Below are 24,384 nucleotides of genomic sequence, written 5' to 3' on the forward strand. Positions count from 1 at the left end.
CTCGCCTATTATTTATCTCACCTCCTTAGGCAGCCCCAAGAAGCGCTCCCGCAGGGAAGGATCGCTCAAGAGCTCCTGCCCTTTTCCCTCCATTACGCAGCGTCCCTGGTTCAGCACGTAGCCGTAATCGGCGTTCTCCAGCGCCAGGAAGGTGTTCTGCTCGACCAGCAAGATTCCCAGGCCCCTCTCCCTTATTTCCCTCAATTTTTCCAGGATGAGCAAGGCCGTCTTGGGGGCCAGAAAGGCCAAGGGCTCGTCGAGCAGCAGCACCTGTGGCCTTCCCATGAGGGCGCGCCCTATGGCTAAAAGCTGCCTTTCCCCTCCACTTAAAGTCTCAGCCCGCGCATCGCGGCGGCGGGCCAGCTCCGGGAAGATATTAAAAATTTCGTTGAGGTCTTTTTCCGTTCCTGCTTTGTCACGGCGAAAGTAAGCGCCGAGCAAAAGATTTTCTCTGACCGTCAAAGGTCCGTAGATGTTGTTCACCTGAGGCACGTAGCCTATCCCCAGGCGGGTTATGGTGTGAGGGGGAAGAAGGGTTATATCCTGGTCCTGGTAGTAGATGTGGCCGCTGAAGCGTCGAGCCAAGCCCATTATGCCCTTAAGCAGAGTGGACTTGCCTGACCCGTTGGGCCCCACCACTGCCACCAGGCATCCCTTTTCTACCTCTATCGATACCCCCTCTACCACTACAATGTCGCCGTAGCCTATTACCAGGTCTCTGGTTACAAGACACGCCATGGCCGACTCTCTCCCGCATAAATAGTGTAGAAATCGGGATGGGCGAGCACCTCTTCTGGGGTCCCTTCCAGTACTACCCGGCCGGCATCCATGAGGTAAACGTAGTCGGCGAAGTCGAAAAGAACCTCCAAGCGGTGCTCGATGACGAAAAGGGTTAAGCCCTTTTCCTGTTGCAACTTCTTTAAGGTGGCATAAATCTTCCGGGCCAGAACTGGGTTGATTCCCGCCGCCGGCTCGTCCACCAGGATCATCTCCGGCTTGGCCATCAACACCCGCCCGATTTCCACCAGCTTGCGCTGACCACCAGAGAGCTGACCCGCGGGGCGCAAAGCCAAAGGGGTGAGCTCCAGAAGCTCCAGCACCTCGCGAGCTTGGCGGGCCAGCGCCCTTTCTTCCTCCTGCCACCGAGGGCGGGTAAACAAGGCCCTGAGCGGGTTTTCGCCGCTGTTTACCGGGGCGGCGAGCAAGAGGTTGTCCATAATGGGGAGTTGATTGAAGAGACGGGGAAGCTGGAAGGCCAGTGCTAAGCCCTCCCGATATATCTGGTAGGGCGGGTAGCGGGTGATCTTTTTCCCTCGGAAATAAACTTCCCCCTCGTCGGCGGGAGTCAGACCGTAGATCACGTTAAAAAGAGTGGTCTTGCCGCTGCCGTTGGGACCCACCAGGGCGGTAACCGTCCCTTTTTTGACCACGAGGCTGGCCTGGTTGAGTACCCGGAGCCCGCCGAAGTTCTTCACCACCCGATCTACAACGAGGAGATCCAATTTTGCGCCTCCTTTCGGGCAGCGGTCTTGACCGGACCCTCAGGAAGGATCCCTTGAGGCCGGAAAATGAGGATGAGAATGACCAGTAGGCCAAAGAAAATGAACTGAAGGTTGTTGGGGTCTACCGGCAAGGTGATAAAGTCCTTCATTATCCGGGTACCGCGGTTCATCAGCTCCACGACGACTCCGCCCAAAAGAGCTCCCCAGTTATTCCCGGCACCTCCGAGAATGAGCATCATCCACACTAGGAAGGTCACCGTGGGCAGGAACATAGTGGGGTCGATGAAGTTCAGGTACTGGGCAAAGATACCGCCGGCCAAGCCCGCTATGCAAGAACCGATAAACAGGACGGAGGCCTTAAAATAGACCGGGTTTTTGCCTAAAGCTTTAACCGCCACTTCATCCTCGCGGATAGCCCGCAGCACCCGTCCATAAGGGGAATGGGCCAGGGCCTGGAGTAAGAGGAAGCACAGCGCCAGGCAGCCCAAGGTCAGCAAGATATTAGCCAGGGCGTCTGCCCGGGAAGAGCCTAAATGAAATACTGCCGGAACGCTTATGCCCCGTACCCCTCCCGCCAACCCTTCCTCCGCTTTCACTACAGTGCGCAAAATCTCCCCGAAAGACAGGGTTACGATGGCCAAGTAGTCCTCCCGCAGGCGCAGGGCAGGCAGGGTGATAACAAGGCCTATCAAGCCGGCTATTAAGGCTCCTCCCAGGAAGCAAAGATAAGGGGGAAGAGCGGCGTGGGCCAAGAGGGTGTAAGCGTAAGCGCCAGCCATGAAAAAGGCCACCTTACCGAAGTTGCCCAGCGAGGTCAAGCCAAACTCCAGGTTAAGACTCAAACTCAAAAGAGAGAAGATGCCAATGAAGATCAGGGTATCGGCCAAGTAAAATAGCGGATCCACTTTCTCACCTCCCTAGAAGGCCACGCGGGCGGAAGATTAACACCAAGATGAGCACCAGGAAGGCGATGGCCATCCGGTATTCTGTAGAGAGCCCCGTCGCCTGCAAGAAAACTACCCCTACGTTTTCTGCCAGCCCTAAGAGGTAAGAGGCGATTATGAGCCCGTAAAAGCTGCCGATCCCTCCCAAGACCACGGCGGCAAATACGGGCAGGAGAATATCCCACCCCATCATGGGGTAAAGTTGCGTGTCGGCGGCGCGGAAGACCCCTGCCACTCCTGCCAGAGCTGCTCCCAGAAACCAGGTGAAGAGGATGACGCGCTCCAGATTAATGCCGGAAACCTGCGCCAGGTCGGGGTTGGTGGCAATAGCTCTTATGGCCAGGCCTACTTTGGTACACTTGAAGAAAAGATGTAGCAATAAGGCGGCTGATAAGGCTACGGCGATGAGATAAAGCCAGAGGCTGGTAACCCTCAGTCCTCCCCAGTTGTAGGCGGTCCAGACGAGAGGGTACCCGAGGTCGGACCAAGACCAGATCTCACCCATCGTGTAGCGCAAGACGTACCCCAGCCCTATGGAGGCTACCATTAGGGGAATAAGGGATGCTCGTCGGTTAACCAGCGGACTAAAAACCAGACGGTAACTTAAAACGCTTACCAAGCCGCAAGTCAAGAAAGCTAGTAGCAAACCTGCCCAGAAGCTTTCCGGTGAGTGCTGTAGTAAAGTGTAAGCAACGAATCCCCCTAGAGTTATTAATTCGGCGTAGGCAAAATTAGGGAAGCGGGATAAACCGTAGGTGAGGGTGAGTCCAGTACCTGCCAGAAGATAGATGCTCCCCGTTATGAGGGAGTTGAGCAGGAGCTGTAGCAGGACAACCATTTCCCTTTTTCCTCCTTGGTCTCACCATCCGGCCTGGATTAAACATCGAATATTAGGATATCACAGAAAAAGAGAGGGAGTAAACTTGTAAAGCTGTGACGAGGGAGGTTGACGGCTTGTTGGCCCTCGGGCAGGTGGTTTGGCGCACCGTGCTCATCTATTTTGTGGTGCTAGTGCTGATGCGCCTCATGGGGAAGAGGGAAATTGCTCAACTTTCCCCCTTCGACTTCGCCGTGGCCATCATGATAGCCGAGGTGGCCGTCCTCCCCATGGAGTCGCTGGAGATCCCCCTTTCGCGCGGGCTTCTGCCCCTGTTGATCCTCACCATTCTGGAGATAGGTTTTTCCTACCTTTCTCTGCACAGCCGCTGGCTACGACGCCTGGTGTACGGCGAGCCTCAGCTGGTCATCTGGGAAGGGAAGGTGTTGCACCGGGAAATGCGCCGCGCCCGCTACAACCTGGACGACCTTCTGGCTCAGTTGCGAGAGAAGGGCTACCACGATCCGTCCGAGGTGGCCTGCGCGGTGCTGGAGAGCTCGGGGCGCTTGAGCGTAATTCCTAAGAGCGAATACCGGCCTTTGACCAGAGGCGATCTGGGCCTCCCACCGGTGCCGGCCGGGCCGGTTCACGTCCTGGTGGCGGACGGGGAAATCTTGGAGGATAACCTGAAGGCTGCCGGGGTGGACCGGGATTGGCTCTTCAGGGAGCTGGAGAAGCAGGGGTTTAAAGAGTTGAGAGCGGTTTTCCTGGCTACCCTGTCTCCCCAAGGTAAGCTCTTCGTCAGCCCCAAGGAGGAAGAGGGAGGAAAACTGCCGAAATAAAGCTGGCAGAAACGATACCTCGATGAGGGGAGTTCCCCTTGACTTTCGGAAAGCGAGAATACTTCGTGGCTCTGGTACTGGGGATAGCTTTGCTGGTAGGCCTGGGGGTTAAGTACCTCTTTTCCCGCCCGGTTGAGGTGGCGCCCGCCCCTCCGGCGGTGGAGCGGGAGGAGAAAGTAAAGGGCGCGGTATTGGTACACGTGGCGGGAGAAGTCAGTCGTCCCGGAGTTTACGAACTCCCTGCCGGCAGCCGGGTTAAGGATGCCCTGGAAAAGGCTGGTCTTCTCCCTACGGCCGACCCTCACGCTTTGAACTTGGCGCAGGTCTTAGTGGATGGGCAGAAGATCGTGGTCCCTCCCAAGCTTACGGGGGGGAAGGAAGGCGAGGTAAACAACCCCTTCGCTCCTCGCGTTCCTGCTTCCTCCGGGGGGAAGGTTAACCTCAATACCGCCGATGAAACTACCCTCCAGACCTTACCGGGGATAGGGCCTACCCTGGCGCGCCGCATCATAGAGTACCGGGCCAAGAACGGGCCTTTTACCTCGGTGGAGGACCTGGCCAAGGTGCCGGGTATCGGTCCCAGGCGCCTGGAGCAGTTGCGCGAGTACGTGTGCGCCCCTTGAGAGGGGGTAAGACTCTTTGCCCTTGGCCGTCTACCTAGCTTTAGCCTACATTGCCGGTTGCCTGGCCGCTCCTTATTTTCCTCTAGTTCTTGCTCGTCCCCTTTCACTGGCCGTCATGAGTGTTTTGCTGGCCTTGGCAGTCTACTACTGGGCACGACGCCGGCAAGGCAGCCTGCTCGTTATCCTGGCCCTTTTTTTCTTGCTGGGCCTGGTAGCTACGCGTCTGGCCTTCCTGGAAGCGGTATCCCCCCTCAAGCTTTACCCCAACGAGACGGTGCGGCTGGTCGGAGTGGTGGCGGAGGAGCCGGAAGTGAGAGGAAACCGGGTCAGCTACCTTTTGCGGGTCAGGGAGGCGGAAGTTAAAGGAAAAAGCTTTCGCGGGGGTAAAGTGCTGGTCACGGTAACCTCGCCCCCGCGCATCTTTTCTTACGGAGACCTGCTGTCGGTGGAAGGGAAGCTCTCCTACCCTTCGCCGCCGGGCAACCCGGGGGAGTTCGACTACCGGTCCTACATCTTGCAGCAAAGGATAATCGCCCTGGTCAGGGCCCGGCCGGAATCCGTGACCAAGATTGGAGAAGCCCCGGCCAACCCCTTGGTTTTTCTATCCCTAAAAATCAAGGAGAGGCTGGTTAAAGCCTTAGACTCCGCTTTTACACCGAAAGAGAGCGCCCTTTTGAAGGGCATGATCTTCGGCGAGCGCACCCGGATCGATCCCTTAATGTACGAGGCCTTTATGGAGACCGGGCTCGTCCATATTTTAAGCGTCAGCGGCCTTCACGTGGGCTTCGTTTTGGGAGGAGTATTACTCCTTTCCCGCCGCTTTAACTGGAGTAAAGGGGTCACGCTGCTTTTAAGCCTCGCTCTGCTCATCCTCTACGACCTCATGGTGGGGCTGGATCCCCCCATAGTGCGGGCGACCATCATGGGGGTTCTCTTTCTGCTGGCCCAGTATCTGGGGAGGAAGAGGGATTGGCGGATAGCGCTGGCGGTAGCAGCCCTCTTGATTTTGCTGGCTAACCCTTTGGCTCTTTATAACGCCGGTTTCCAGCTCTCTTTTGCCGCCACCTGGGGCATCTTCTTCCTGGGGCCGGAGGTGAACCGGTGGTGGCAGGATTTTTGGGGGAAGACCAGGCTGACGGCGCTTATCCCTTACGGGTGGTTTTTGGCCGTTCCCGTAGGGGCGGAGCTGGGCGTTTTGCCTTTGGTGGCCTGGCACTACGGATTGGTTTCCCCGGTTTCCCTGCTAGCCAACCTGCTGACCGCCCCTCTGATAACGTTGATTTTTGCCGGCGGGTTCCTGGTAGCGCTACTTGGTGCCCTTCTCCCTTTTTTAGGTAAGGCCTTAGCCTTCTTAATATCCCCTTTTATCCACCTCTTTCTGTTTATAGTTCATATATGTCAGCGCCTACCTTGCGCGGCGATCTACCTTGCTTCCGTTCCTCTTTTGGTCCTGGTGCTTTGGTATCCGACCCTTTGGCTGGCCGTGCGGGGAGGAAAGTGGAAAAGGGTGGGGATACTGGGGCTTTTGGTCCTTTGGCTTCTGCTTGTGCTGGGAGGAAGCTGGGGGAAGGGAACTCCCTTTTTGCGCCTCGATTTTATCGATGTGGGGCACGGAGACAGCATTTTGGTGCGCACGCCGGCGGGCAGAAGCCTACTGATCGATGCCGGCGGATGGTCGGAGGAGCTGCGGGGAGAAAAAGAGGGGGCAGGTCTGAGGGTGGCTCGATACCTCCGGCACGAAGGGGTGAAGAAGCTCGATGTCTTGGTACTCACTCATCCGGACGAAGACCATTGTGGCGGGGCCTGGGCGGTGCTGCGCCGTTTCACGGTGGAGCTGGTGGTTGTCCCGCCTGTTCCGGAGGAAGGGGATTACGCGCGCCTTTTGCAGTTTGCCCGCATCAGAGGGGCCAAGATAAACTATGCTCAAGGGGGAGACAGTCTGAAGCTTGATCCAGCGGTGGAGATAAGATTTTTAGGCCCTTTCCCTCCCTATTCCCCCGACCCCCAAACCTTTAACGATAAGGGGCTGGTCACGCGTATCACCTACGGCGAGCGCAGTTTCCTTTTGACGGCCGACATAGAAGAGGAAGGGCAGAAATCACTTTTGCGCTACGGCTCCGAACTGCAAAGCGATGTTCTCAAGGTGCCGCACCACGGCTCGGCCAAGGTGGCCGAGGAATTTTACCGAGCGGTGAGGCCCACTTACGCGGTCATATCGGTGGGAGAGAGGAATTCTTTGCCAGCACCTTCTACTCTGGAGTTACTTCAGCGCCTGGGGGTGAAAGTTTTGCGTACCGATCGGGACGGGGCGGTGACCTTTCTTACCGACGGGAAGCATCTTTACTGGAAGAGCTGGCGGGAAGAGCGGAGGAGGGAAAGTGGTGGGGGTTAACGGAGGGCGTTTGAAACTTCTGGTGGGGATTATATCCTGGCCGGGTAACACGGTGGCCCTTCTGCAGGAGGGGCAGGAGCTTTTAAGCCAAGGTCGAGATGTGGTGATCGGCATTTTAAAATACAGCGACCCGGAAATAGAAGCTCTAAGCCGGACCTTGCGCTCCATCCCACCACTAGGGGAGAGGCTCAACCTCCCCGAAATCTTGGCCCAACGGCCAGAAGTGGTCCTCGTGGACGATGCGGGTGCCCTTTACCCGGAGGATTCGCCTTATCAGGCTCGCTGGCAGGAAGTGGAAGAAATCCTGGCTGCCGGGATAGATGTGGTGGCCACCGTCCACGCTCTGGAACTGGAGGGTTTCAAAGAATTTCTTCCTTTCCCCCTTACTTCTCCTCCCTCCCTTTCGGAGGGAATAGTTCCTGCTTCTTTTCTCGACCGGGCTTCCGAAGTGGAGCTGGTGGACGTCACTCCGGAAGAACTTAGCCGACAGGGGATATCTCTTCCCCCCGGTTTCGACCCCCGCTCTCGTATAGGACCTTACCTAGCGGCGGCCAACTTTGCCGCCTTCCGGCGCGCCGTACTGAAGCGACTGGCCGACGAGGTGGATGAGCAACTCTTCCGCCCTGGGGTGGAAACCAGGGCCAAGGCGGCGCGGGAGAGAATCCTTTTGGCTGTTTCTACTCAACGCAATCTGGAGCGACTTTTGCGCCGGAGCCTTCTTTTGGCGGAGAGACTGCAAGCTTCCCTTATGGTGGTGCACCTGCGGGTGCCCGGTCGTCACCAGGAGCCCTTTCCCTGGGATTATGTGGAGCGGATGTTAGCCCCGGTGGGAGGCACCTGGATGGAGGAGGAAGTGGGGGACGAGAGCGAGGTTCCCGCCCGGCTTTCGGAAATAATCGCCGCCCACCACATCACCCGGCTGGTGGTGGGGCACTCGGCCCGGAGCCGCTGGGAAGAACTGGTTAAGGGCTCGGTCCTGAATGAGCTTCTGCGCCGCAACCGGCATATTAACGTGTTGGTGGTGGCCCCGGCTTCCGAGGCTAAAGAGGGGGAAACCGAAGCTGCCTCCAGTAGCGCAATTCCCGATCTCCGCCTGCCGCTGAAAGGGAAGCTCAAGATTTATTTGGGCCCTATTGCGGGGGTGGGAAAGACCTACCGCATGTTGCGCGACGCTCATGAACTCAAGGAAAAAGGGATCGATGTAGTAGTAGGCTACGTAGAGACCCACGGTCGGGCGGAGACCGAGGCCCAGATAGGAGATTTGGAAGTTCTGCCCCGTAAGCAAGTGGTCTACCGGGGTAAGACCTTTACCGAACTCGATCTGGAAGGAGTACTGCGCCGCCGCCCGCAGGTGGTACTCATAGACGAACTGGCCCATACCAATGTGCCGGGGGTGAAGAACGCCAAGCGCTACCAAGACGTGCTGGAAATCCTAGCGGCAGGTATTGACGTCTACACCACTCTGAACATCCAGCACTTGGAAAGCCTCAATGATGTCATCGAGGAGATAACGGGGGTGAAGGTGCGCGAGACTCTTCCCGACTGGGTGCTGGGGCTGGCTGATGAGATCATTCTGGTGGACCTGGCTAGCTCCCTTCTGCTTAAGCGGTTGGAACAAGGCAAGATCTACCCCCTACCCAAGGTAGAGCAGGCTTTGCGCCACTTCTTCCGGCCGGAAAATATCATCGCTCTGCGCGAGCTCGCCCTCAGACAGTTGGCTCACCATCTGGGGGAGAAGCAGGCTCGGCTGGCGCCGGAGAGGAGGGAGCGTATTTTGGTGGCGGTGAACCTAAAGCCCTACGCCGAGCGCCTGGTGCGCCGGGGGTTGCGCCTGGCCGTGGCTCAGCGCGCGGAACTTATGGTGGTTCACTGTGACGTGACGGGGGGAAAGCTTTCCCCCGAGGCCACGAGTATCCGCAACTACCTCAAGCGCCTCTGCGACTCCATCGGCATCCCCTACCACGAGGAAAAGGTGCTAAGCGACCGCGATGTAGCCCTGGTCTTGGCCAATCTCTGCCGAGCCAAAGGGATAACCCAGATGGTTCTCGGGCACAGTCAGCGTAGCCGCTGGCAGGAGTTCTGGAAGGGAAGTGTCATCTCCCAGCTTCTCCGCTCCTTACGGACGGTGGACCTGCACCTGGTTCCGATTAACTCCGGCAGTTGGACTGCCGAAGTAGCGGTCTAGGGCTAGGTTGAGTTCCAGCACGTTGACGCGCGGCTCCCCATAAATGCCAAGCCAGCGGGGGCGGGTGTACTTCTTAACCAGCTTTACCAGAGCTTCTTCCGGAACCGACCGGGCCCGAGCTATCCGGGGCACCTGGATAAGCGCCGCCTCCGGGCTTATGTGGGGGTCAAGCCCGCTGGCGGAGGTGGTGATGAGGTCCAGCGGCGTTTGCTGCCGCGTAAGGCCCGGGTTCTCTTTGGTTAAGGCGTGGTAGCGCTTTTCCACCTCTTCGGCCAAGCTGCGGCTCGAGGGGGCGTAGTTGGGCCCGCCGGAGTCCATGGCGTCATAGTCGGAGGCCGAAGGCCGGCCGTGGAAGTAGTAAGGGGAGGTGAACTCTTGGCCGATGAGATACGACCCTATCACCTTCCCGTCCTTGGTTTCGAGGCTGCCGTTGGCTTTGTGGGGAAAGGCCAGCTGGGCTAAGCCCGTAACCAGTAAAGGATAGATAAGTCCGGTCAGCACCGTGAGCACAAGGAAGAAGAGTAGGCACCGTCCCCAATCCTTGAGCATAAGCCAACCTCCTATCGCACCAGGTGGAGAATAAGATCGATGAACTTAATACCCACAAAGGGCAAAACGAGTCCGCCCAGGCCGTAAATCAATAGATTGCGCCGTAGAATGACCGAAGCCGGCGCGGGCCTGAAGCTCACTCCTTTAATGGCTATGGGTATCAAAGCGATGATTATGAGAGCATTGAAGATCACCGCCGAGAGCACGGCGTTTTCCGGAGAGCTCAGGCGCATCACGTCCAGCACCCTAAGTTCGGGCCAGGCGTGGGCGAATATAGCAGGAATTATAGCGAAGTATTTGGCCACGTCGTTGGCGATGCTGAAAGTGGTAAGCGCTCCGCGGGTCATGAGGAGCTGCTTGCCCACCTCCACGATCTCGATTAGCTTGGTGGGGTTAGAATCCAGGTCCACCATGTTGGCCGCTTCCTTAGCGGCCATGGTACCCACGTTCATGGCCAGTCCCACGTCGGCTTGAGCCAGGGCCGGAGCGTCGTTAGTACCGTCACCGGTCATGGCTACCAGGTGGCCAGCTGCTTGTTCTTCCTTCACCCGGGCGAGCTTGGCTTCCGGTGTGGCCTCGGCGATGAAATCGTCCACCCCGGCTTCCTGAGCTATGGCCTGGGCGGTTAGAGGGTTGTCCCCGGTGACCATTATGGTACGAATGCCCATGGCTCTGAGCTGAGCAAAGCGCTCCTTTATGCCTCCTTTGAGCATGTCCTTGAGGTGTATCACCCCGATTACCCGCTTGTCTTCCGCCACCACCAAGGGAGTGCCTCCCGCCTTGGCTATAGCTTCTACCTTGGGTTCTAGGTCGGGTGGGATCTCCCCTCCCTGGTCCTGCACCCACTGGATGATCGCCTTAGCCGCTCCCTTGCGGATGCGGCGGTTGCCGATGTTGACCCCGCTCATGCGGGTACGGGCCGAGAAGGGAACGAACTCCACCGACTTATCGGCAAGATCTCTCCCCCGGAAGCCGTACTTCTTGGCCAGGGCTACGATCGATCTCCCTTCCGGGGTCTCGTCGCTCAAAGAGGCGAGTTGCGCCTTGTCGGCCACTTCGGTCTCTGTGGCGTCTCCTACCGGGATGAACTCCACTGCCACTCGATTTCCCAGGGTGATGGTGCCGGTTTTGTCCAAGAGAAGCACGTCCACGTCACCGGCGGCTTCCACCGCCCTTCCTGACATGGCCAGGACGTTTTTCTCCAGGAGACGGTTCATACCGGCTATGCCGATAGCCGGAAGAAGCCCCCCGATAGTGGTAGGGGCCAGACACACGAAGAGGGAGGCCAGCACCGCTATGGAAGGGAGTACACCGTAGCGGAGGGAGTAGGGTACCAAGGTTACGGTCACCAGCAGGAAGATGAGGGTCAAAGCGGCCAGGAGCAAAGTAAGAGCTATCTCGTTAGGGGTCTTCTGCCTTTTGGCCCCCTCCACCAGAGCAATCATGCGGTCTAGGAAACTGGAGCCAGGATCGGCGGCTATCCTTACCTTTATCCAGTCGGAGAGGACCCGTGTTCCGCCGATCACGGCGCTGCGGTCTCCTCCCGACTCCCTAATGACCGGAGCCGACTCTCCCGTTATGGCCGACTCGTCCACCGAGGCTATCCCCTCTATGACCTCTCCATCGCCCGGAATCAGATCACCGGCTTCCACCAGCACCACGTCTCCTTTGCGGAGCTGGGTGGCGGGCACTACCTTTATCCCTTCCGGGGTAATGAGCTTGGCCATCGCTTCTTGCCGCGTGGCACGCAAGCTTTCCGCCTGAGCCTTGCCTCTTCCCTCGGCTAAAGCTTCGGCGAAGTTGGCAAACAGTACGGTAAACCAGAGCCACAGGGCTATTTGCCCAGTAAAGGAGGCTTCTGGAGCGCGGGAAAAAGCTTCTCCCAAGGCAACCGCTGTCGTATAGGCAGCTCCTACCTCGACGCAAAACATGACCGGGTTGCGCGCCATCTGGCGCGGGTCGAGCTTCTTGAAAGCTTCCTTTACTGCTTGGATCAAAAGCTTGGGTTCCCAGAGGTTAACCTTGCGCCTAGCCACTTAGAACAACCTCCCTCTGGATAAGAGCAGTTGCTCCAGGATGGGTCCTAAGGCCAAGCCCGGGAAGAAGGTTAGCGCCCCCACGATGACGATTACCCCGACGAGCAGGACGGCGAAAAGCCAGCCCGTGGTGGGGAAGGTTCCGGGGCTTGGCGGGATGGTCTTTTTCTCCACCAAGCTTCCGGCCAGGGCCAAGACGGCGGCCAGGGGTAGGAAGCGGCCCAGCAGCATGGCCAAGGCGGTGGTCCAGAGGTAGAAGGGAAGATCGGCTTTTAGCCCCCCGAAGGCACTGCCGTTGTTGTTAGCAGTAGAGGCGAAGGCGTAAAGCACCTGGCTTAAGCCATGGGGCCCGGCGGCTGTTATGCCTTCGCGTCCGGCGGGCAGGATTACCGCCAGCGCGCTAAGGAAGAGAACCAAGAATGCGGGCACAAGAACTACGGCCAGCGAAAGCTTAACCTCCCGCTTTTCGATCTTTTTACCCAAGAACTCCGGGGAGCGGCCCACCATGAGTCCGGCCAGGAAGACGGTGAGCAACGCGTAGGCGATCATGCCGTACAGTCCCGAACCTATACCGCCGAAAATAACCTCACCGGTGAGCATGTTGGCCAAGGGGACGAGTCCTCCCAGTGGGGTGAAGGAGTCGTGCAGACTGTCTACTGCGCCGCAGGAGACGGCTGTGGTCACAGCGGCGAAGAGGGCCGAATCGATGGCGCCGAAGCGCCATTCTTTCCCTTCCAGGTTGGGTCCGCTGGAGAAGCCCAGCCGGGAGAAAAGGGGGTTGCCTTGAGCCTCGAACCAGCAACAGGCAAAAGCTCCTACCAGGAAGAGAAACATCATGACTCCGTATATGACCCATCCCTGGCGCATGTTGCGGATCATGCGGCCGAAAGTAAAGCACAGGGCGGCTGGCAAAATGATTATCAGCATCGCTTCCACGAAGTTGGTGAAGGGGTTGGGGTTTTCAAAAGGATGAGCAGAGTTGGCGTTGAAGAAACCCCCGCCGTTGGTCCCCAGAAGCTTTATCACCTCCTGGGAAGCCACCGGCCCCAGCGGTATGGTTTGCTCTCTTCCCTCCAAGGTAACTGCCTTCACAGGGGGGTGGAAGGTTTGCACCACCCCCTGGCTTACCAGGACCAGCGCCACCACCACGCTTATGGGGAGGAGGATATAGAGAACGCTACGGGTGAGGTCTACCCATACGTTGCCCAGGGTTTTCTTTTCCTTGCGGGCGAAAGCCCGGGCAAGGGCTACCGCTCCTGCCAGGCCGGTGGCGGCCGAAAGAAAGTTTTGCACGGCCAGGACAAACATCTGGGAAAAGTAGCTCATAGTGGTTTCGCCGCTGTAGGCCTGCCAGTTAGTGTTGGTGACGAAGCTGACGATGGTGTTGAAGGCGAGCGCGCCGGGCACGCCGGGAAGGTGCAGGGGATTAAGGGGGAGGTGGTTTTGCCACCGCAGGAGGAGGTACCCTACCAGAAGCCCCCAGAAGTTGAAGAGCAAGAGAAAACCCAGGTATCTGGTCCAGGACATCTCGGCGTAAGGGTTTACCCCTGCCAGTCTGTAGATGGCTCCTTCGATCGGCCGGAGGAGGGGAGAAAGGAGCGTTCTTTCCCCTTCGAAGACCTTGGCCATGTAAAGACCCAACGGGACGGCCAGGGCTGTAAGGACGGCGGCGAAGAAGGAGACTTCCAGGATGATCCTCCAAGTCATTTCCCTTTCCCTCCAGGGCGTTTTAGAACTTATCCGGGTTACAGATGACGTAGCTTAAATAAACGAAAAGGAAGAGGCTTATGATAAGTCCAGCTAGGTACCAACCGTTCACGCTTCATCCCCCTTCCCAAAATGCCGGCTAACAAGAGTAAAACCCTGGTTTAATTTCCCAGGGCAGCAAAAACCCCCAGGGTTTGGCCCGCCTGAGCCCTTTGTGCTTCGGCTTCTTCTGCCTACGGCCCAAAGCCGCCGTACAGGCTTGCGCGCGAACTCACCCCTGAGGGTAGTTTTTATGGTGCGCGTTACCTCTATTCTAAGCCGGCTGGTCCTGACTGTCAATTACCTCGGGGCTTTGTTTAAGTTTCGATGGTGATTTTGAGGTCCCCCTCTCGCTTGGTGGGGAAGCAGAGGATGTGCCCGTTGCGACGGACGAACTCCAGTCCCACCTTCACCCCCTGCACCCGCAGCCCGCAGAGATACAGTTCCTGAATACCGGCAGGGAGTATAGGGGACTGGATGAGTAACCCTTCCGGAGTGCATTTCAGCCCTAGGCAGGCTTGCAGTAAGAGGAAGATACTCCCTGTTGCCCAGGCTTGCGGCTCGCAGGCTACTGGGTAGCGTATGGGGCTGGCGAAGGGACGCCGGTCGAACCCGCAGAAGAGCTCGGGTAGACGGAAATAGGGGAAACGCAAAGCGGCGTCGTAGAGGGAGGAGGTGAGCTCCTCCAGTTCCTTGAGAAAGCCGTAGCGCCTCAAGCCCACGGCAATAATGCTATTATCGTGCGGCCAGACAGAGCCGTTGTGGTAACTTATGGGGTTGTAGGCTTTCTCCCGGCGGCTCAAGGTTCTTATACCCCAGCCGGAAAACATATCACGGGCGAAGAGGCGGTCCGCCACCTGTCTGGCCTTTTGCGGCGGTAGGATTCCGGTGAAAAGCACCTGTCCCATATTGGAGGCTACGGTGGGGATGAGGCGCTTGTCCCCGTCGAGCGCCAGCCCTAGATAGTTACCTTTCTTTACCCAGAAATCTTTGAGAAAGCGCTGGCGCAGCTCAGTGGCTTTGCGGGCGTAAAAGTTGGCCTTTTCCCGCTCTTTGAGCAAATTAAAGAGGTAAAAGGCCCGCCGGTAGGCGGCGTAGAGGTATCCTTGGACTTCAACCAGGGCTATGGGTGGTTTTACCGGTTTCCCTTCCGGATCGGGCACCCCGTCCCAAGAGTCCTTCCAACCCTGGTTTTGCAGCCCTCCGTACTTGCTTCCCTCGTACTCGATATAACCGTCGCCGTCTTTATCGCCGTACTTGCAGCACCATTCCAGAGCTGCCTCCAGCGCGGGGCGCATTTCCTCCAGGAAAGTAAGATCCTGGGTCCAGAGTATGTAGTCGCCCAGAACGATGATGAACCACAAAGTGGAGTCAATGGAACCGTAGTAGGGTGTATGGAGTATCTCCCGGCAGTTGGCCATTTCTCCTCTTCTTATCTCGTGAATAATCTTGCCTGGCTCTTCTTCGCGGACGGGGTCCACGGTCTTGCCTTGGTAGTGGGCGAGCAAGCGCAGGGTTTCTCGGGCCAGATCGGGGTTAATGGAGAGGGTCTGCCAGGCAGTGATGAGGGCGTCACGGCCGAAGAGAGTGGCGTACCAGGGGATGCCGGCGTCTATCCCCAGGCCCTCGGGGTAGCGGGTTTGCAGGATCCAGAGGTCGGATAGGGCCTGGTTGAACATCTGGTTTACGCGCGGGCGGTCACTCTCTAGTCGCGTGCAACTCTCGTACCATTGATAGTAAGCCTTTTTCTGCTGGGCGGCCAGCCGGGTGAAGGCCGAGCGCAGATCTCCTTCTTTCACGATGATGAGGCTCTCCGGTACAGCCTCTATTTCCGGCATTATCCGCCAGTAAAAATACACCCGGTCCTTGGGCGCAAGCTCAAACTGGTAGACTAAAACCACGTCGTCCCCTTCGGCGAAGATGTCGGCGGGAGGAGGATCCCAGATGACGGTGGTACGCCGGGTGAGCTCATCAAGCCCCCGGTAGCGGAACACCAGACCCTCCCGGCCGGTACAGAAAGGGAGAAGCGTACCCCGGCGGGGCCGGGATACGCCACGTAGCTCGAATATGTCCCGGAAGTCGGCACCTAGCTTCAAAGCCAAGGTCAGGGTCACTTTGTTGTAACCGTAGTTGGTCACCCGCAGGCGCTGGTAAAGGGAGCCGTTGAGAAAGCGCAGGAGCCGCAGGTGAAGCGATTCCATGGGAGCCAAGACGGCTCCTTTTTCGTCTCGCAGCTCCGGGTTGGTGAGATCGCACTGGCAAAAGTGGCTGAAGCGCACTCCGGAAGAGAGGAGTATGGGTTCCCGTCCGTTGACAAAAAGTTCGTGGCGACTAAGAAATCGGGTATCCCGGAAGTAAAGCCCTAGGCCTCCGGGATACCCGGCAGGTATGGAGCTATCGGGCAGGGAAACCAAGAAGAGATCGTTGTTTTTAAGGACCTCGGTTACCCCTGGTGTAGAAGCCGGCGCTATGCGCAGACTATCTTCCAGCTGCACTATACGAAGGCGCTCCTTTCTCTCTAGTGCTCCGACGCCAAATCAGGTGGTAGTAGTTCGTCATGGCCTTTAGCATTTCCTCCAGGGAAAATTTCTCTTTAAAGCGCTTCAGTGCCTTTTCTCCCAGTTCCTGTGCTTTCTCCGGGTGCTGCAAGAGGAAGATGAGTTTATCGGCCAAGGCTTCCGGATCTCTGGGGGGTACGACGAAGCCCGTCTCCCCATCCAGGACGATTTCGGGCATTCCTCCTACCCGAGTGACCACCAGAGGCTTACCCAAAGCCATGGCCTCCAGCAACGCTATCCCGAAGGGCTCCTGGAAGGCCGAAGGATAGACTACAATATCACTTTCCCGGTAGGCGGCCGGTATCTCTTCCCAGCTGAAGAAGCGGATCAAGATATCCTTTTCCAGTCCCAGGTAGTGGATGAGCTCCTTTATCTGGGCTATTTCCTTCTGCTGCACTGCCCCCCAGTCCACCGTTTTATCGGTGCCGGCCAGAAGAAGGAAGGTGGAGGGGCAAGTCTCCTTTACCCGTCGAAAGGCTTTCACCACCACGTCGGAGCCCTTGGCCAGGCTCATACGGGCCGGATGGAAGATTATCTTCTTGTCTCCAGCCGCTTCCCTAATGACTCGCCTTATTTCCGGGTTTTCGGTCCGGGCCAGGAAATGTCGGTAGGCCAGCCCATGGTGGATGACCACTATCTTTTCAGCAGGATAGCCCGCGGCCACCATCTCCCGCTTAATAAAGTGGCTCACGGCGATTATACCATCCCAGTCATGACGGAAGCGCAGCATTTCTTTGAAAAGCTCGTCTTCCCACACGTTGTGCGCCGTAAGGATCACCGGGAAGCCGTAGCGCTTTTTAAACTCCATTAAGATTTCTGTGTGTACAGGGCTGAAATAGTGCATGTTGTGGGCGTGTACCAAATCGGGCTTGAAGGTGGTAAAGAAGCGGTTCATCTCCTCCGCGATGGCGGCACGCTTTTCCTCAATCAAAGCCGGAGTGAGGGAGTTGAGGTCCAGGAGAGGGGTGCGGCGGAGGTAAACTCCCTGCCATAGCTCTTCCTGGGTCTCGCCGTTGATGGCGCCAGTTAAGACACCCACCTGGTGCCCCCGCCGGGCCAGAGCCGGGCAGACCATAAACAGGTGCGTTTCCACCCCTCCTATGGTGGGAGGGAAAGCCCAGTGAAGCATGGCGATGCGCATGGTAAGCCACCACCTCCTGGGTAAGTAGAATATGCGACTGGCATCTTAAGAATAACAAGCGCAGGAATAAGTGCGGCAAAAAAGGTAGGACTGCAACGCTTCTCACTGCCACCCGCAAATAGCAAAACCAAAAAAATTTTACCACAACCAAATAGATAAAAGCAATGCATAGTGTACAAGAGGCTCGCCGGATGCTAAAATTTTAACGGCTGTTCGAAAGGAGTCGCGTGGAGAATATGCCTGAAGAGGGGTTTGTTTCCGACCTGGCCTCCATTGAAGACGAGGCCGTGCTTCGCCGGGAGATAATCTCCTTGATAAGAGATAAGGCGGGGGTTAAGGAGGTCCGGCTACACACCGCTCTTTCTTCTCCTCCCACCGGTAAGGTTCTTTCTCTTTCCTTCGCTGGTGTGGAGGTGGGCAGTATTGAGTTTGAGTCGGAAGCCGATCTATCGGCGGCGCAAAAGAGCCTAGCTCCTCTTCTCCCTTTACTTTCCTTGCTTCTGGCCTTCTTCTCGCTCAAGGAGTGGAAGGAAATCTGCCAGCAGGAAGAAGCGGTGTTGCAGGAAATGGGAAAGGCTCTCACTCTTTTTCTGGCCGGAAAGATGGAGACCTCCGAGGTGCTCACCATTTTAGCCGCGACGCTGGGCTGGGAGGTAGCGGTCTTTATCTACCGGTATAAGTCGGGCGAGATTGCTTTCGAGTCGAACCAGCCCCTTCTCCTCTCCCCTGAAGATCTACGCCAGGCTTTCAGGCAGCCCGAGCTACTCCTGGACTTTTTCCGCCGCCACGGTTTCGCCGAAGGAGAAGTTGTTCCTCTGGAGTACGATGCCGGTTTGGCTTTGGGTTACCTTCTCCTTCTGCGGCGTAACCCAGCTCCGGCTTTTCCCCTGCGGCGCTCGGCTTTGCGGGAAAGTCTGAGCCGCTTAGGGGCCGCAGCCCTGGTTAACTCTTACCTCTACCGGGAAGTAAAGGAGTTGGCCGAGCGGGATGAGCTCACCGGTCTTTATAATCGGCGCAAGTTCTGGGAGATCTTCCTTAAAGAGCTAGAGAGGGCTAAGAGGTATCAGCGAAAGCTGGCAGTCTTACTTTTGGACGTAGACAACTTCAAAGATTACAACGACGCCTTTGGGCATCTGGCGGGGGACGAATGCCTGCGGCGCCTGGGAGAGGTCATAAAGAAGGAAATCCGGGCTTCGGACACGGCGGCCCGCTACGGCGGCGAGGAGTTCGTAATTCTCCTGGTAGAGACCGGAGGGGAAGGAGCAGTGGCGGTGGCGGAGAGACTTCGCCGCCGGGTGGAAGGTATAGGGAAAAAGGAGCCCTTTCCCACCATAAGCCTGGGAGTAGCTGTTTTTCCCGAGGACGCCCAAAGTGCAGAAGTTCTCTTAACCTGCGCCGACAACGCCCTTTATACCGCCAAACGCTCAGGCAAAAACCGGACGGTCTGGAGAGGGAAAATACGCTCTTCTTAGGCTCGCCTTGACACTTGTTCCGGGCGATCGATACAATACAAGCAAGCTTCAGGCTTGTCACCCTAAAGAAAGCTCTCTTGGGGCGGTAAATCATAGATCGATAACGGTCCCCGTTAGGCTTACCCTGTTTCTTCAGGGTTAGTCGCGGCAGGAAAGGAGGCGAAGGGCCTGGTTGGGGGACCGGCCCAACCTCTTTGGTTGGGTCTTTCAAAGCCAGGTGCAAATTTGCCGGACACAGCATGGTGGATCTACTGGGCTTCTCTCCCCCTGGCTTTTGCGGGAGGTTATGCCTTAAGACGGTTTGTGGCCGAAGCCAAGGTTCGTTCTGCTGAGGAGCGGGCGCGAGAAATCATAGCGGCAGCGGAAAAGGAAGCCGAGGCTAAGAAAAAGGAAAAGTTGCTCGAAGCCAAAGAGGAGGCTTTAAGGCTCAAGCACGAGCTGGAGCGAGAGCATCGGGAAAGACGGCACGAGTTACAGCGCCTGGAGCGCCGTCTCCTGCAGAAGACAGAAGCAGTGGAGGCCAAGCTGGAGTCCTTGAGTCGACGGGAGGAGAGCCTGGGACGTAAGGAGGCGGAGCTGGAAGCTAGGCTCAAAGAACTCGAACAACTCAAGAGCCTCCGGCTGGCCGAGATAGAACGCGTAGCTCAGCTCTCGCTGGAAGAGGCCCGCCAACTGCTGCTGAGTGAGGTGGAAAAGGAAATGCAGCAGGAGGTGGCGCAGCTCATCCGAGATATGGAAAACCGGGCCAAGGAGGAAGGCGAGAGGCGGGCCCGCATGATCATCGCCTTGGCCATACAACGTTGTGCGGTTGACCAGGTAGGGGAAACTACCGTCTCGGTGGTTCCGCTGCCCAACGACGAGATGAAGGGCCGGATAATCGGCCGAGAAGGGCGCAACATCCGGGCCTTTGAAACTTTGACCGGGGTCGATCTTATCATCGACGACACCCCGGAAGCGGTGATCCTCTCCAGCTTCGATCCCATCCGCCGCGAGATAGCACGTATTGCCTTAGAGAAGCTGGTAGCCGACGGCCGCATCCACCCGGCGCGGATTGAAGAAATGGTGGAGAAGGCTCGGCGGGAAGTGGAGCGCCAGATCTGGGAGGCCGGCGAGCAAGCGGTCCTGCAGGCTGGCATCCACCACATCCATGAGGAGCTCATAAAGCTTTTGGGTCGACTTAAGTTCCGCACCAGCTACGGCCAGAACGTGCTGCAGCACTCGCTAGAGGTTATGCATTTGGCGGGGGTCATGGCGGCCGAGTTGGGAGCCAACGTAGCTCTGGCTAAGCGCGCCGGGCTCCTACACGATATCGGCAAGGCGGTGGACCGCGAAATGGAGGGTCCTCATGTGGCCATCGGGGTGGAGCTGGCGCGTAAGTACGGCGAGGATCCGGAGGTAATCCATGCCATAGCGGCCCACCACGGCGACGAGGAACCCCAGACGGTAGAGGCGGTACTGGTGCAAGCGGCCGACGCTATTTCCGCCGCCCGTCCTGGCGCCCGCCGGGAGACGCTGGAAGCTTACATAAAGCGTCTCACCAAGCTGGAAGAAATCGCAGCTTCTTTCCCCGGCGTGGAGAAGGCTTATGCCGTCCAGGCGGGGAGGGAAATTAGGGTAATGGTGAAGCCGGAACGGGTGGACGACGCGGCTACCGTGCGCCTGGCGCGGGAGATAGCCAGACGCATCGAAAGCGAGCTCGAGTATCCCGGCCAGGTGAAGGTGGTTGTGATCCGGGAAACCCGCGCGGTAGAGTATGCCAAGTAGGAGAGGGTCTAAGCGGTGGCTTTGCGCCTCTTGCTGATCGGCGACATAGTCGGACGGCCGGGGAGGAGGGCGGTGAGGGAATGCCTTCCTTCCCTGCGTCAGAAATACCAGCTCGATTTCGTCATCGCCAACGCGGAAAATGCCGCGGGGGGTAACGGTTTAACGCCAGCGGTGGCGGAGGAGCTCTTCAGCTGCGGCATCGATGTCCTTACGGGGGGAAACCATATCTGGGACAAAAAAGAGGTGTTTTCACTACTGGACGCGGAACCCCGCATTATAAGGCCGGCCAACTATCCACCGGGGGCTCCGGGAGTAGGTTACGGTATTTTTTCGGTGCGGGAGCATAAAGTAGCGGTGATCAACTTATGCGGGCGGGTCTTTATGCCCGATCTAGATTGCCCTTTCCGCCTGTCTGAGAGCTTGGTTGCCGAGCTTAGGGTTCATACTCCTTTGATCGTGGTGGACTTTCACGCGGAGGCCACTTCGGAAAAAATCGCCTTTGGGTGGTTCTTGGACGGCAAGGTGACGGCTGTCATAGGAACTCATACCCATGTGCAAACGGCGGATGAAAGAGTCCTGCCCGGCGGCACGGCTTACCTTACCGATGTGGGGATGACCGGGCCCCGGGACGGGGTGATCGGGGTGAAGAGGGAAATAGTTATCGAAAAATTCCTTTCCCAGTTGCCCCGGCGTTTCGAGGTGGCTTCCGGTCCTTTCCAGTTCAACGGTTGTGTGATCACGGCCGACCCTTCTTCCGGAAAAGCGCTTACCATAGAAAGGGTGCAAATCTACGAAGATGAATAGCTCGGGAAGGAATTTTCTTCCCGATGGCGAAATATGAGGAACAGGGTAAAAGCAGGCCCAAAGGAGGCGGAGGGCATGGAGGTACTGAAAGTTTCGGCCAAATCTAACCCCAACTCGGTAGCAGGGGCGCTAGCGGGGGTCTTGCGGGAGAGGGGTGCGGCGGAGATTCAGGCCATAGGAGCGGGAGCAGTGAACCAGGCGGTCAAGGCCATTGCCATCGCTCGTGGTTTCGTGGCTCCCAGCGGCATGGATCTGGTCTGCATTCCGGCCTTCACCGACGTGGTGATCGACGGAGAGGAGAGAACGGCGGTAAAAATCATCGTCGAGTCGCGTTAAGTTCCCGGAACTAACTTTAAAAGCAGAAACGGACGCGATTTCCATTTCTACCTCCTACCCCAAAACAGGGAAGGAGGGCTTTTGTTTGTTAGTAGTAGATGCGCACTGCGACACTTTATCCCGGCAGGCGTGCCGAGGATTCCCCTTAAGCCGACAACTGGAGGGACAGGTGGACCTGCCGCGCCTGCGACAGGGGAAAGTAAAGGTGCAGTTCTTCGCCGTCTTCGTGCCTCTTGAGTACCGAGGGATGTATCTCCGCCGGGCTTTAGAGCAGGTAGACTACTTTTACCGGCTCCTCTCTACCTGGGAGGAGGTACGGCCGGTGAAGGACCGGGCTTCTTTAGAAGAGGCTTTGGCGGAAGGGAAGACGGCCGGTGTGCTGGCAGTGGAAGGGGGGCACGTACTGGAGGGGAGCCTGGCTGCCCTCCGGGTTTTCCACCTGCTCGGGGTACGCTGCCTCACTTTAACCTGGAACGGGCGCAATGAGTTGGGCGATGGAGTGGGAGAGGAGGGGGGACTTTCTTCTCTGGGTAGGGAGGTGGTGCGGGAGATGGGGCGCCTGGGTATGCTCGTGGATGTAGCCCATCTTTCCCCCGCCGGCTTTTGGGATGTTCTACGTCAGGCCGAAGGCCCCATCATAGCCTCCCATGCCAACAGCCGCGCTTTATGCGATCACCCACGCAACCTTACCGACGAGCAGGTGAGGGCGCTGGCAGCTACCGGAGGAGTTATAGGGGTGACCTTCGTTCCCCACTTTATCGATCCGGAAAAACCCACTCTTGACCGGCTTATAGACCATATGGAGCACCTGGCGGAAATAGGAGGCATTGATTGTGTGGGGGTGGGTTCCGACTTCGACGGTGTTCCGGAACCATGGGAAGAAATGCCCGACGCTACCTCCTGGCCCCGCCTTATCTCCCGGCTCCGCGAGCGGGGCTGGAAAGAGGAGGAAATAAGAAAGGTCATGGGAGAGAATTTTCTTCGGGTAATGCGTGCGGTATGGCCGTAGAAAGGGGATAGGATGACGGCTCTTTACGATCTGCACGTTCATACTACGGCGTCTGACGGGGCCGAGACTCCGGCAGAAGTAGTGGCCAGGGCTAAAAGCATAGGGCTGGCAGGAATAGCCGTAACCGATCACGACACGGTGGCCGGTCTGGGCGAAGCGCTAGAGGCGGCGAAAAGGGAAAATCTGCTGGTGGTGCCGGGAGTGGAAATAAGCACCGAGGAAAGGGAGAGGGAAATTCACATCCTGGGCTACTTCCTAGATCCTGCCCACCCTAACCTCCTGGCCACCCTGCGCTGGCTGAAAGAGAAGCGCCTGGAACGGGTGGCGGAGATGGTGCGGCGTCTGCGAGATCTAGGAATTCCCCTTACCCTGGAGGAAGTGGTGGCCAAAGTGAGGGTGGCGGCAGGGCGCCCTCACGTAGCCCGGGTTTTAGTGGAAAAAGGGGTGGTGGCCAGCATAGAGGAGGCCTTCAAGCGCTTTTTGGGACGGGGTTGCCCGGCCTACGTTCCCCGAGCTCGCTTTTCCCCGGTGGAGGCGGTGAAGGTAGTGCGCCAGGCTGGAGGAGTGCCTGTGCTGGCCCATCCGGGCTTAAACTCCGCCGAAGAACTTTTACCTGAGCTCATAAGGGCGGGTCTGCGGGGAATCGAGGTGGAGTACCCCGAGCACACGCCAGAGCAGAAGTCCTACTACCGCGAACTGGCTTCCGCCTTGGGTCTCATAGCCACCGGCGGCTCGGATTACCACGGTCCTCATTATCGTCACCCGCTGGGGGCCGCCGTAGTTACGGAAGAGGTGGTGCTCGCCCTGCGCCGGGCGGCGGGCGCGTCCAGGTAGAGGCCGAGGCCGACTACGCCCGCTTTAAGCTGCATAATACTATCCTGGAAAGAAGCTTGGAAGGCGGGTGAGGGTTCGTGGGAGAGGAGGAGCTTTACCTGCGCGCCCGGATAAAAGAACTAGAGGAGAAGCTAGCCCAGGTGCGCCTTAGCCGGCGGGTGCTCCTTTACTTACTGGAGAAAATGGAGGGAGAAAAAGAGCTTTTGCTAAAGAAGCTGGAACGGGAAAACGAGAGGCTGCAGCGGCTCAATGCCCGCTACGCCCGTTCGCTCTGGCAGAAAAACCGGCGCATAGTGGAGCTGGAGTCCAAACTGCAAGGGAAAGAGTCTTGAGCTTTGTCCCGCGCCGACTCCCGTGCTATAATGGATGAAGCCTCGCATAGGGAGAAGAAAGATGCGCATCGCGGTAGTCGATGGCCAGGGAGGCGGCGTAGGCAAGCATATCGTAGAGAAGCTGCGCAAGCTTTTGCCCGAAGGCACGGAAATCTTGGCGCTGGGAACTAATGCTTTGGCCACCGCCCAGATGCTCAAAGCTGGCGCCAACGAGGGAGCCAGCGGGGAAAATGCCATCGTTTTCAATGCCAGCCGGGTGGACCTCATTGTTGGTCCGGTGGGGATTGTGGTACCGCACGCCATGGCTGGCGAACTCACCCCCCGTATAGCAGAGGCTATCACCCAGAGTCCCGCTCCCAAACTGCTCCTTCCCTTGCTGCGGGGGAAGTGCGAACTGGTGGGCATCCGGCCAGAACCCCTTCCCCATCTGATTGATGAACTGGTAGACCGGGTGAAAGAGATAATTGCTGTTTCCGGGGAGAAGACCTCTCCCTGAGC

At 57.8% G+C, this 24,384-nt stretch carries 22 protein-coding genes; 12 read left to right on the forward strand and 10 right to left on the reverse strand.

The window, feature by feature from the left end; translation table 11 throughout:
- Positions 1 to 12: 12 nt before the first annotated feature.
- Genes DXX99_RS05240 through DXX99_RS05255 form a run of 4 tightly spaced genes read right to left on the reverse strand, consistent with a single transcriptional unit; the run spans position 13 to position 3,284 of the window.
- Positions 13 to 738, reverse strand: coding sequence for an ABC transporter ATP-binding protein (locus tag DXX99_RS05240; RefSeq protein WP_115792456.1), 726 nt, complete (start codon positions 736 to 738; stop codon positions 13 to 15).
- The gene (locus tag DXX99_RS05245) at positions 723 to 1,502 is read right to left on the reverse strand and encodes an ABC transporter ATP-binding protein (protein WP_115792457.1); all 780 of its coding nucleotides are present in this window, start codon (positions 1,500 to 1,502) and stop codon (positions 723 to 725) included. The genes DXX99_RS05240 and DXX99_RS05245 overlap by 16 nt, the downstream gene beginning before the upstream one ends.
- Positions 1,484 to 2,407, reverse strand: a complete 924-nt coding sequence (locus DXX99_RS05250) for a branched-chain amino acid ABC transporter permease (RefSeq protein WP_115792458.1) — start codon at positions 2,405 to 2,407, stop codon at positions 1,484 to 1,486. Before DXX99_RS05250 ends, DXX99_RS05245 begins: the two co-directional genes overlap by 19 nt.
- 4 nt (positions 2,408 to 2,411) lie before the next feature.
- Entirely contained in the window at positions 2,412 to 3,284 is an 873-nt protein-coding gene (locus DXX99_RS05255; RefSeq protein ID WP_115792459.1) for a branched-chain amino acid ABC transporter permease, read from the reverse strand.
- Between the two features lie 119 nt (positions 3,285 to 3,403).
- Here DXX99_RS05255 and DXX99_RS05260 point away from each other — a divergent pair, with 119 nt between their 5' ends.
- From DXX99_RS05260 to DXX99_RS05275, 4 genes are read left to right on the forward strand one after another with little or no spacing between them, the layout of a single operon-like run.
- Entirely contained in the window at positions 3,404 to 4,105 is a 702-nt protein-coding gene (locus DXX99_RS05260; RefSeq protein WP_240610825.1) for a YetF domain-containing protein, read from the forward strand.
- A 38-nt stretch (positions 4,106 to 4,143) separates the two neighbouring features.
- A complete protein-coding gene (locus tag DXX99_RS05265; protein WP_115792461.1) occupies positions 4,144 to 4,728 on the forward strand; it encodes a ComEA family DNA-binding protein in 585 nt (194 codons plus the stop codon).
- A 16-nt stretch (positions 4,729 to 4,744) separates the two neighbouring features.
- Positions 4,745 to 7,120: a DNA internalization-related competence protein ComEC/Rec2 gene (locus DXX99_RS05270; RefSeq protein WP_115792462.1), complete on the forward strand. Its 2,376-nt coding sequence runs from the start codon at positions 4,745 to 4,747 to the stop codon at positions 7,118 to 7,120.
- Positions 7,110 to 9,305 (forward strand): universal stress protein, encoded by a 2,196-nt coding sequence (locus DXX99_RS05275; RefSeq protein WP_134642954.1) that lies wholly within the window; start codon positions 7,110 to 7,112, stop codon positions 9,303 to 9,305. Before DXX99_RS05270 ends, DXX99_RS05275 begins: the two co-directional genes overlap by 11 nt.
- On the opposite strand, the gene kdpC is transcribed toward DXX99_RS05275, so the two are convergent.
- The 6 genes from kdpC to DXX99_RS05305 all read right to left on the reverse strand — a co-directional run bounded on the left by kdpC (position 9,237) and on the right by DXX99_RS05305 (position 17,335).
- A complete protein-coding gene (kdpC, locus tag DXX99_RS05280) occupies positions 9,237 to 9,854 on the reverse strand; it encodes a potassium-transporting ATPase subunit KdpC (protein ID WP_115792464.1) in 618 nt (205 codons plus the stop codon). The two genes, DXX99_RS05275 and kdpC, sit on opposite strands and share 69 nt — an antisense overlap.
- A gap of 11 nt (positions 9,855 to 9,865) precedes the next feature.
- Complete coding sequence (gene kdpB, locus DXX99_RS05285) at positions 9,866 to 11,890, reverse strand: potassium-transporting ATPase subunit KdpB (protein ID WP_115792465.1); 2,025 nt, start codon at positions 11,888 to 11,890, stop codon at positions 9,866 to 9,868.
- Positions 11,891 to 13,597, reverse strand: coding sequence for a potassium-transporting ATPase subunit KdpA (kdpA, locus tag DXX99_RS05290; protein WP_115792466.1), 1,707 nt, complete (start codon positions 13,595 to 13,597; stop codon positions 11,891 to 11,893).
- Positions 13,598 to 13,619: 22 nt separating this feature from the next.
- The gene (kdpF, locus tag DXX99_RS05295) at positions 13,620 to 13,709 is read right to left on the reverse strand and encodes a K(+)-transporting ATPase subunit F (RefSeq protein ID WP_115792467.1); all 90 of its coding nucleotides are present in this window, start codon (positions 13,707 to 13,709) and stop codon (positions 13,620 to 13,622) included.
- Between the two features lie 244 nt (positions 13,710 to 13,953).
- The gene (locus DXX99_RS05300) at positions 13,954 to 16,131 is read right to left on the reverse strand and encodes an amylo-alpha-1,6-glucosidase (RefSeq protein ID WP_115792468.1); all 2,178 of its coding nucleotides are present in this window, start codon (positions 16,129 to 16,131) and stop codon (positions 13,954 to 13,956) included.
- The gene (locus DXX99_RS05305) at positions 16,115 to 17,335 is read right to left on the reverse strand and encodes a glycosyltransferase family 4 protein (RefSeq protein ID WP_115792469.1); all 1,221 of its coding nucleotides are present in this window, start codon (positions 17,333 to 17,335) and stop codon (positions 16,115 to 16,117) included. Before DXX99_RS05305 ends, DXX99_RS05300 begins: the two co-directional genes overlap by 17 nt.
- 236 nt (positions 17,336 to 17,571) lie before the next feature.
- Between DXX99_RS05305 and DXX99_RS05310 the strand changes: the two genes are divergently transcribed.
- The 8 genes from DXX99_RS05310 (at position 17,572) to DXX99_RS05345 (ending at position 24,382) form a co-directional block, all read left to right on the forward strand.
- Positions 17,572 to 18,807 (forward strand): GGDEF domain-containing protein, encoded by a 1,236-nt coding sequence (locus tag DXX99_RS05310; RefSeq protein WP_115792470.1) that lies wholly within the window; start codon positions 17,572 to 17,574, stop codon positions 18,805 to 18,807.
- A 225-nt stretch (positions 18,808 to 19,032) separates the two neighbouring features.
- Positions 19,033 to 20,571 carry a ribonuclease Y gene (gene rny / locus DXX99_RS05315; protein WP_115792471.1) on the forward strand — a complete coding sequence of 513 codons (1,539 nt, stop codon included), beginning with the start codon at positions 19,033 to 19,035 and terminating at the stop codon, positions 20,569 to 20,571.
- A 21-nt stretch (positions 20,572 to 20,592) separates the two neighbouring features.
- Positions 20,593 to 21,375 (forward strand): TIGR00282 family metallophosphoesterase, encoded by a 783-nt coding sequence (locus DXX99_RS05320; protein WP_165847726.1) that lies wholly within the window; start codon positions 20,593 to 20,595, stop codon positions 21,373 to 21,375.
- Between the two features lie 75 nt (positions 21,376 to 21,450).
- The gene (locus tag DXX99_RS05325) at positions 21,451 to 21,711 is read left to right on the forward strand and encodes a stage V sporulation protein S (protein WP_015739446.1); all 261 of its coding nucleotides are present in this window, start codon (positions 21,451 to 21,453) and stop codon (positions 21,709 to 21,711) included.
- Positions 21,712 to 21,796: 85 nt separating this feature from the next.
- Positions 21,797 to 22,720 (forward strand): dipeptidase, encoded by a 924-nt coding sequence (locus DXX99_RS05330; protein WP_205664641.1) that lies wholly within the window; start codon positions 21,797 to 21,799, stop codon positions 22,718 to 22,720.
- A gap of 12 nt (positions 22,721 to 22,732) precedes the next feature.
- On the forward strand, positions 22,733 to 23,554 hold the full coding sequence (locus tag DXX99_RS05335) for a PHP domain-containing protein (protein WP_115792474.1): 822 nt from the start codon (positions 22,733 to 22,735) through the stop codon (positions 23,552 to 23,554).
- Between the two features lie 77 nt (positions 23,555 to 23,631).
- On the forward strand, positions 23,632 to 23,886 hold the full coding sequence (locus DXX99_RS05340; RefSeq protein ID WP_115792475.1) for a translation initiation factor 2: 255 nt from the start codon (positions 23,632 to 23,634) through the stop codon (positions 23,884 to 23,886).
- A gap of 61 nt (positions 23,887 to 23,947) precedes the next feature.
- Positions 23,948 to 24,382, forward strand: a complete 435-nt coding sequence (locus DXX99_RS05345; RefSeq protein WP_115792476.1) for a DUF3842 family protein — start codon at positions 23,948 to 23,950, stop codon at positions 24,380 to 24,382.
- The last annotated feature ends 2 nt before the right edge of the window (positions 24,383 to 24,384 follow it).

Source organism: Ammonifex thiophilus (assembly GCF_003368535.1).
GTDB lineage: Bacteria > Bacillota > Desulfotomaculia > Desulfotomaculales > Ammonificaceae > Ammonifex > Ammonifex thiophilus.

Excerpts from the sequence above, each read along its gene's own strand:
- DXX99_RS05335 (WP_115792474.1), top strand. The coding sequence starts at position 22,733 with ATGACGGCTCTTTACGATCTGCACGTTCATACTACGGCGTCTGACGGG.
- DXX99_RS05255 (WP_115792459.1), bottom strand. The coding sequence starts at position 3,284 with ATGGTTGTCCTGCTACAGCTCCTGCTCAACTCCCTCATAACGGGGAGC.
- DXX99_RS05240 (WP_115792456.1), bottom strand. The coding sequence starts at position 738 with ATGGCGTGTCTTGTAACCAGAGACCTGGTAATAGGCTACGGCGACATT.
- kdpC (WP_115792464.1), bottom strand. The coding sequence starts at position 9,854 with ATGCTCAAGGATTGGGGACGGTGCCTACTCTTCTTCCTTGTGCTCACG.
- kdpA (WP_115792466.1), bottom strand. The coding sequence starts at position 13,597 with ATGACTTGGAGGATCATCCTGGAAGTCTCCTTCTTCGCCGCCGTCCTT.
- DXX99_RS05325 (WP_015739446.1), top strand. The coding sequence starts at position 21,451 with ATGGAGGTACTGAAAGTTTCGGCCAAATCTAACCCCAACTCGGTAGCA.
- DXX99_RS05345 (WP_115792476.1), top strand. The coding sequence starts at position 23,948 with ATGCGCATCGCGGTAGTCGATGGCCAGGGAGGCGGCGTAGGCAAGCAT.
- DXX99_RS05310 (WP_115792470.1), top strand. The coding sequence starts at position 17,572 with ATGCCTGAAGAGGGGTTTGTTTCCGACCTGGCCTCCATTGAAGACGAG.
- DXX99_RS05305 (WP_115792469.1), bottom strand. The coding sequence starts at position 17,335 with ATGCGCATCGCCATGCTTCACTGGGCTTTCCCTCCCACCATAGGAGGG.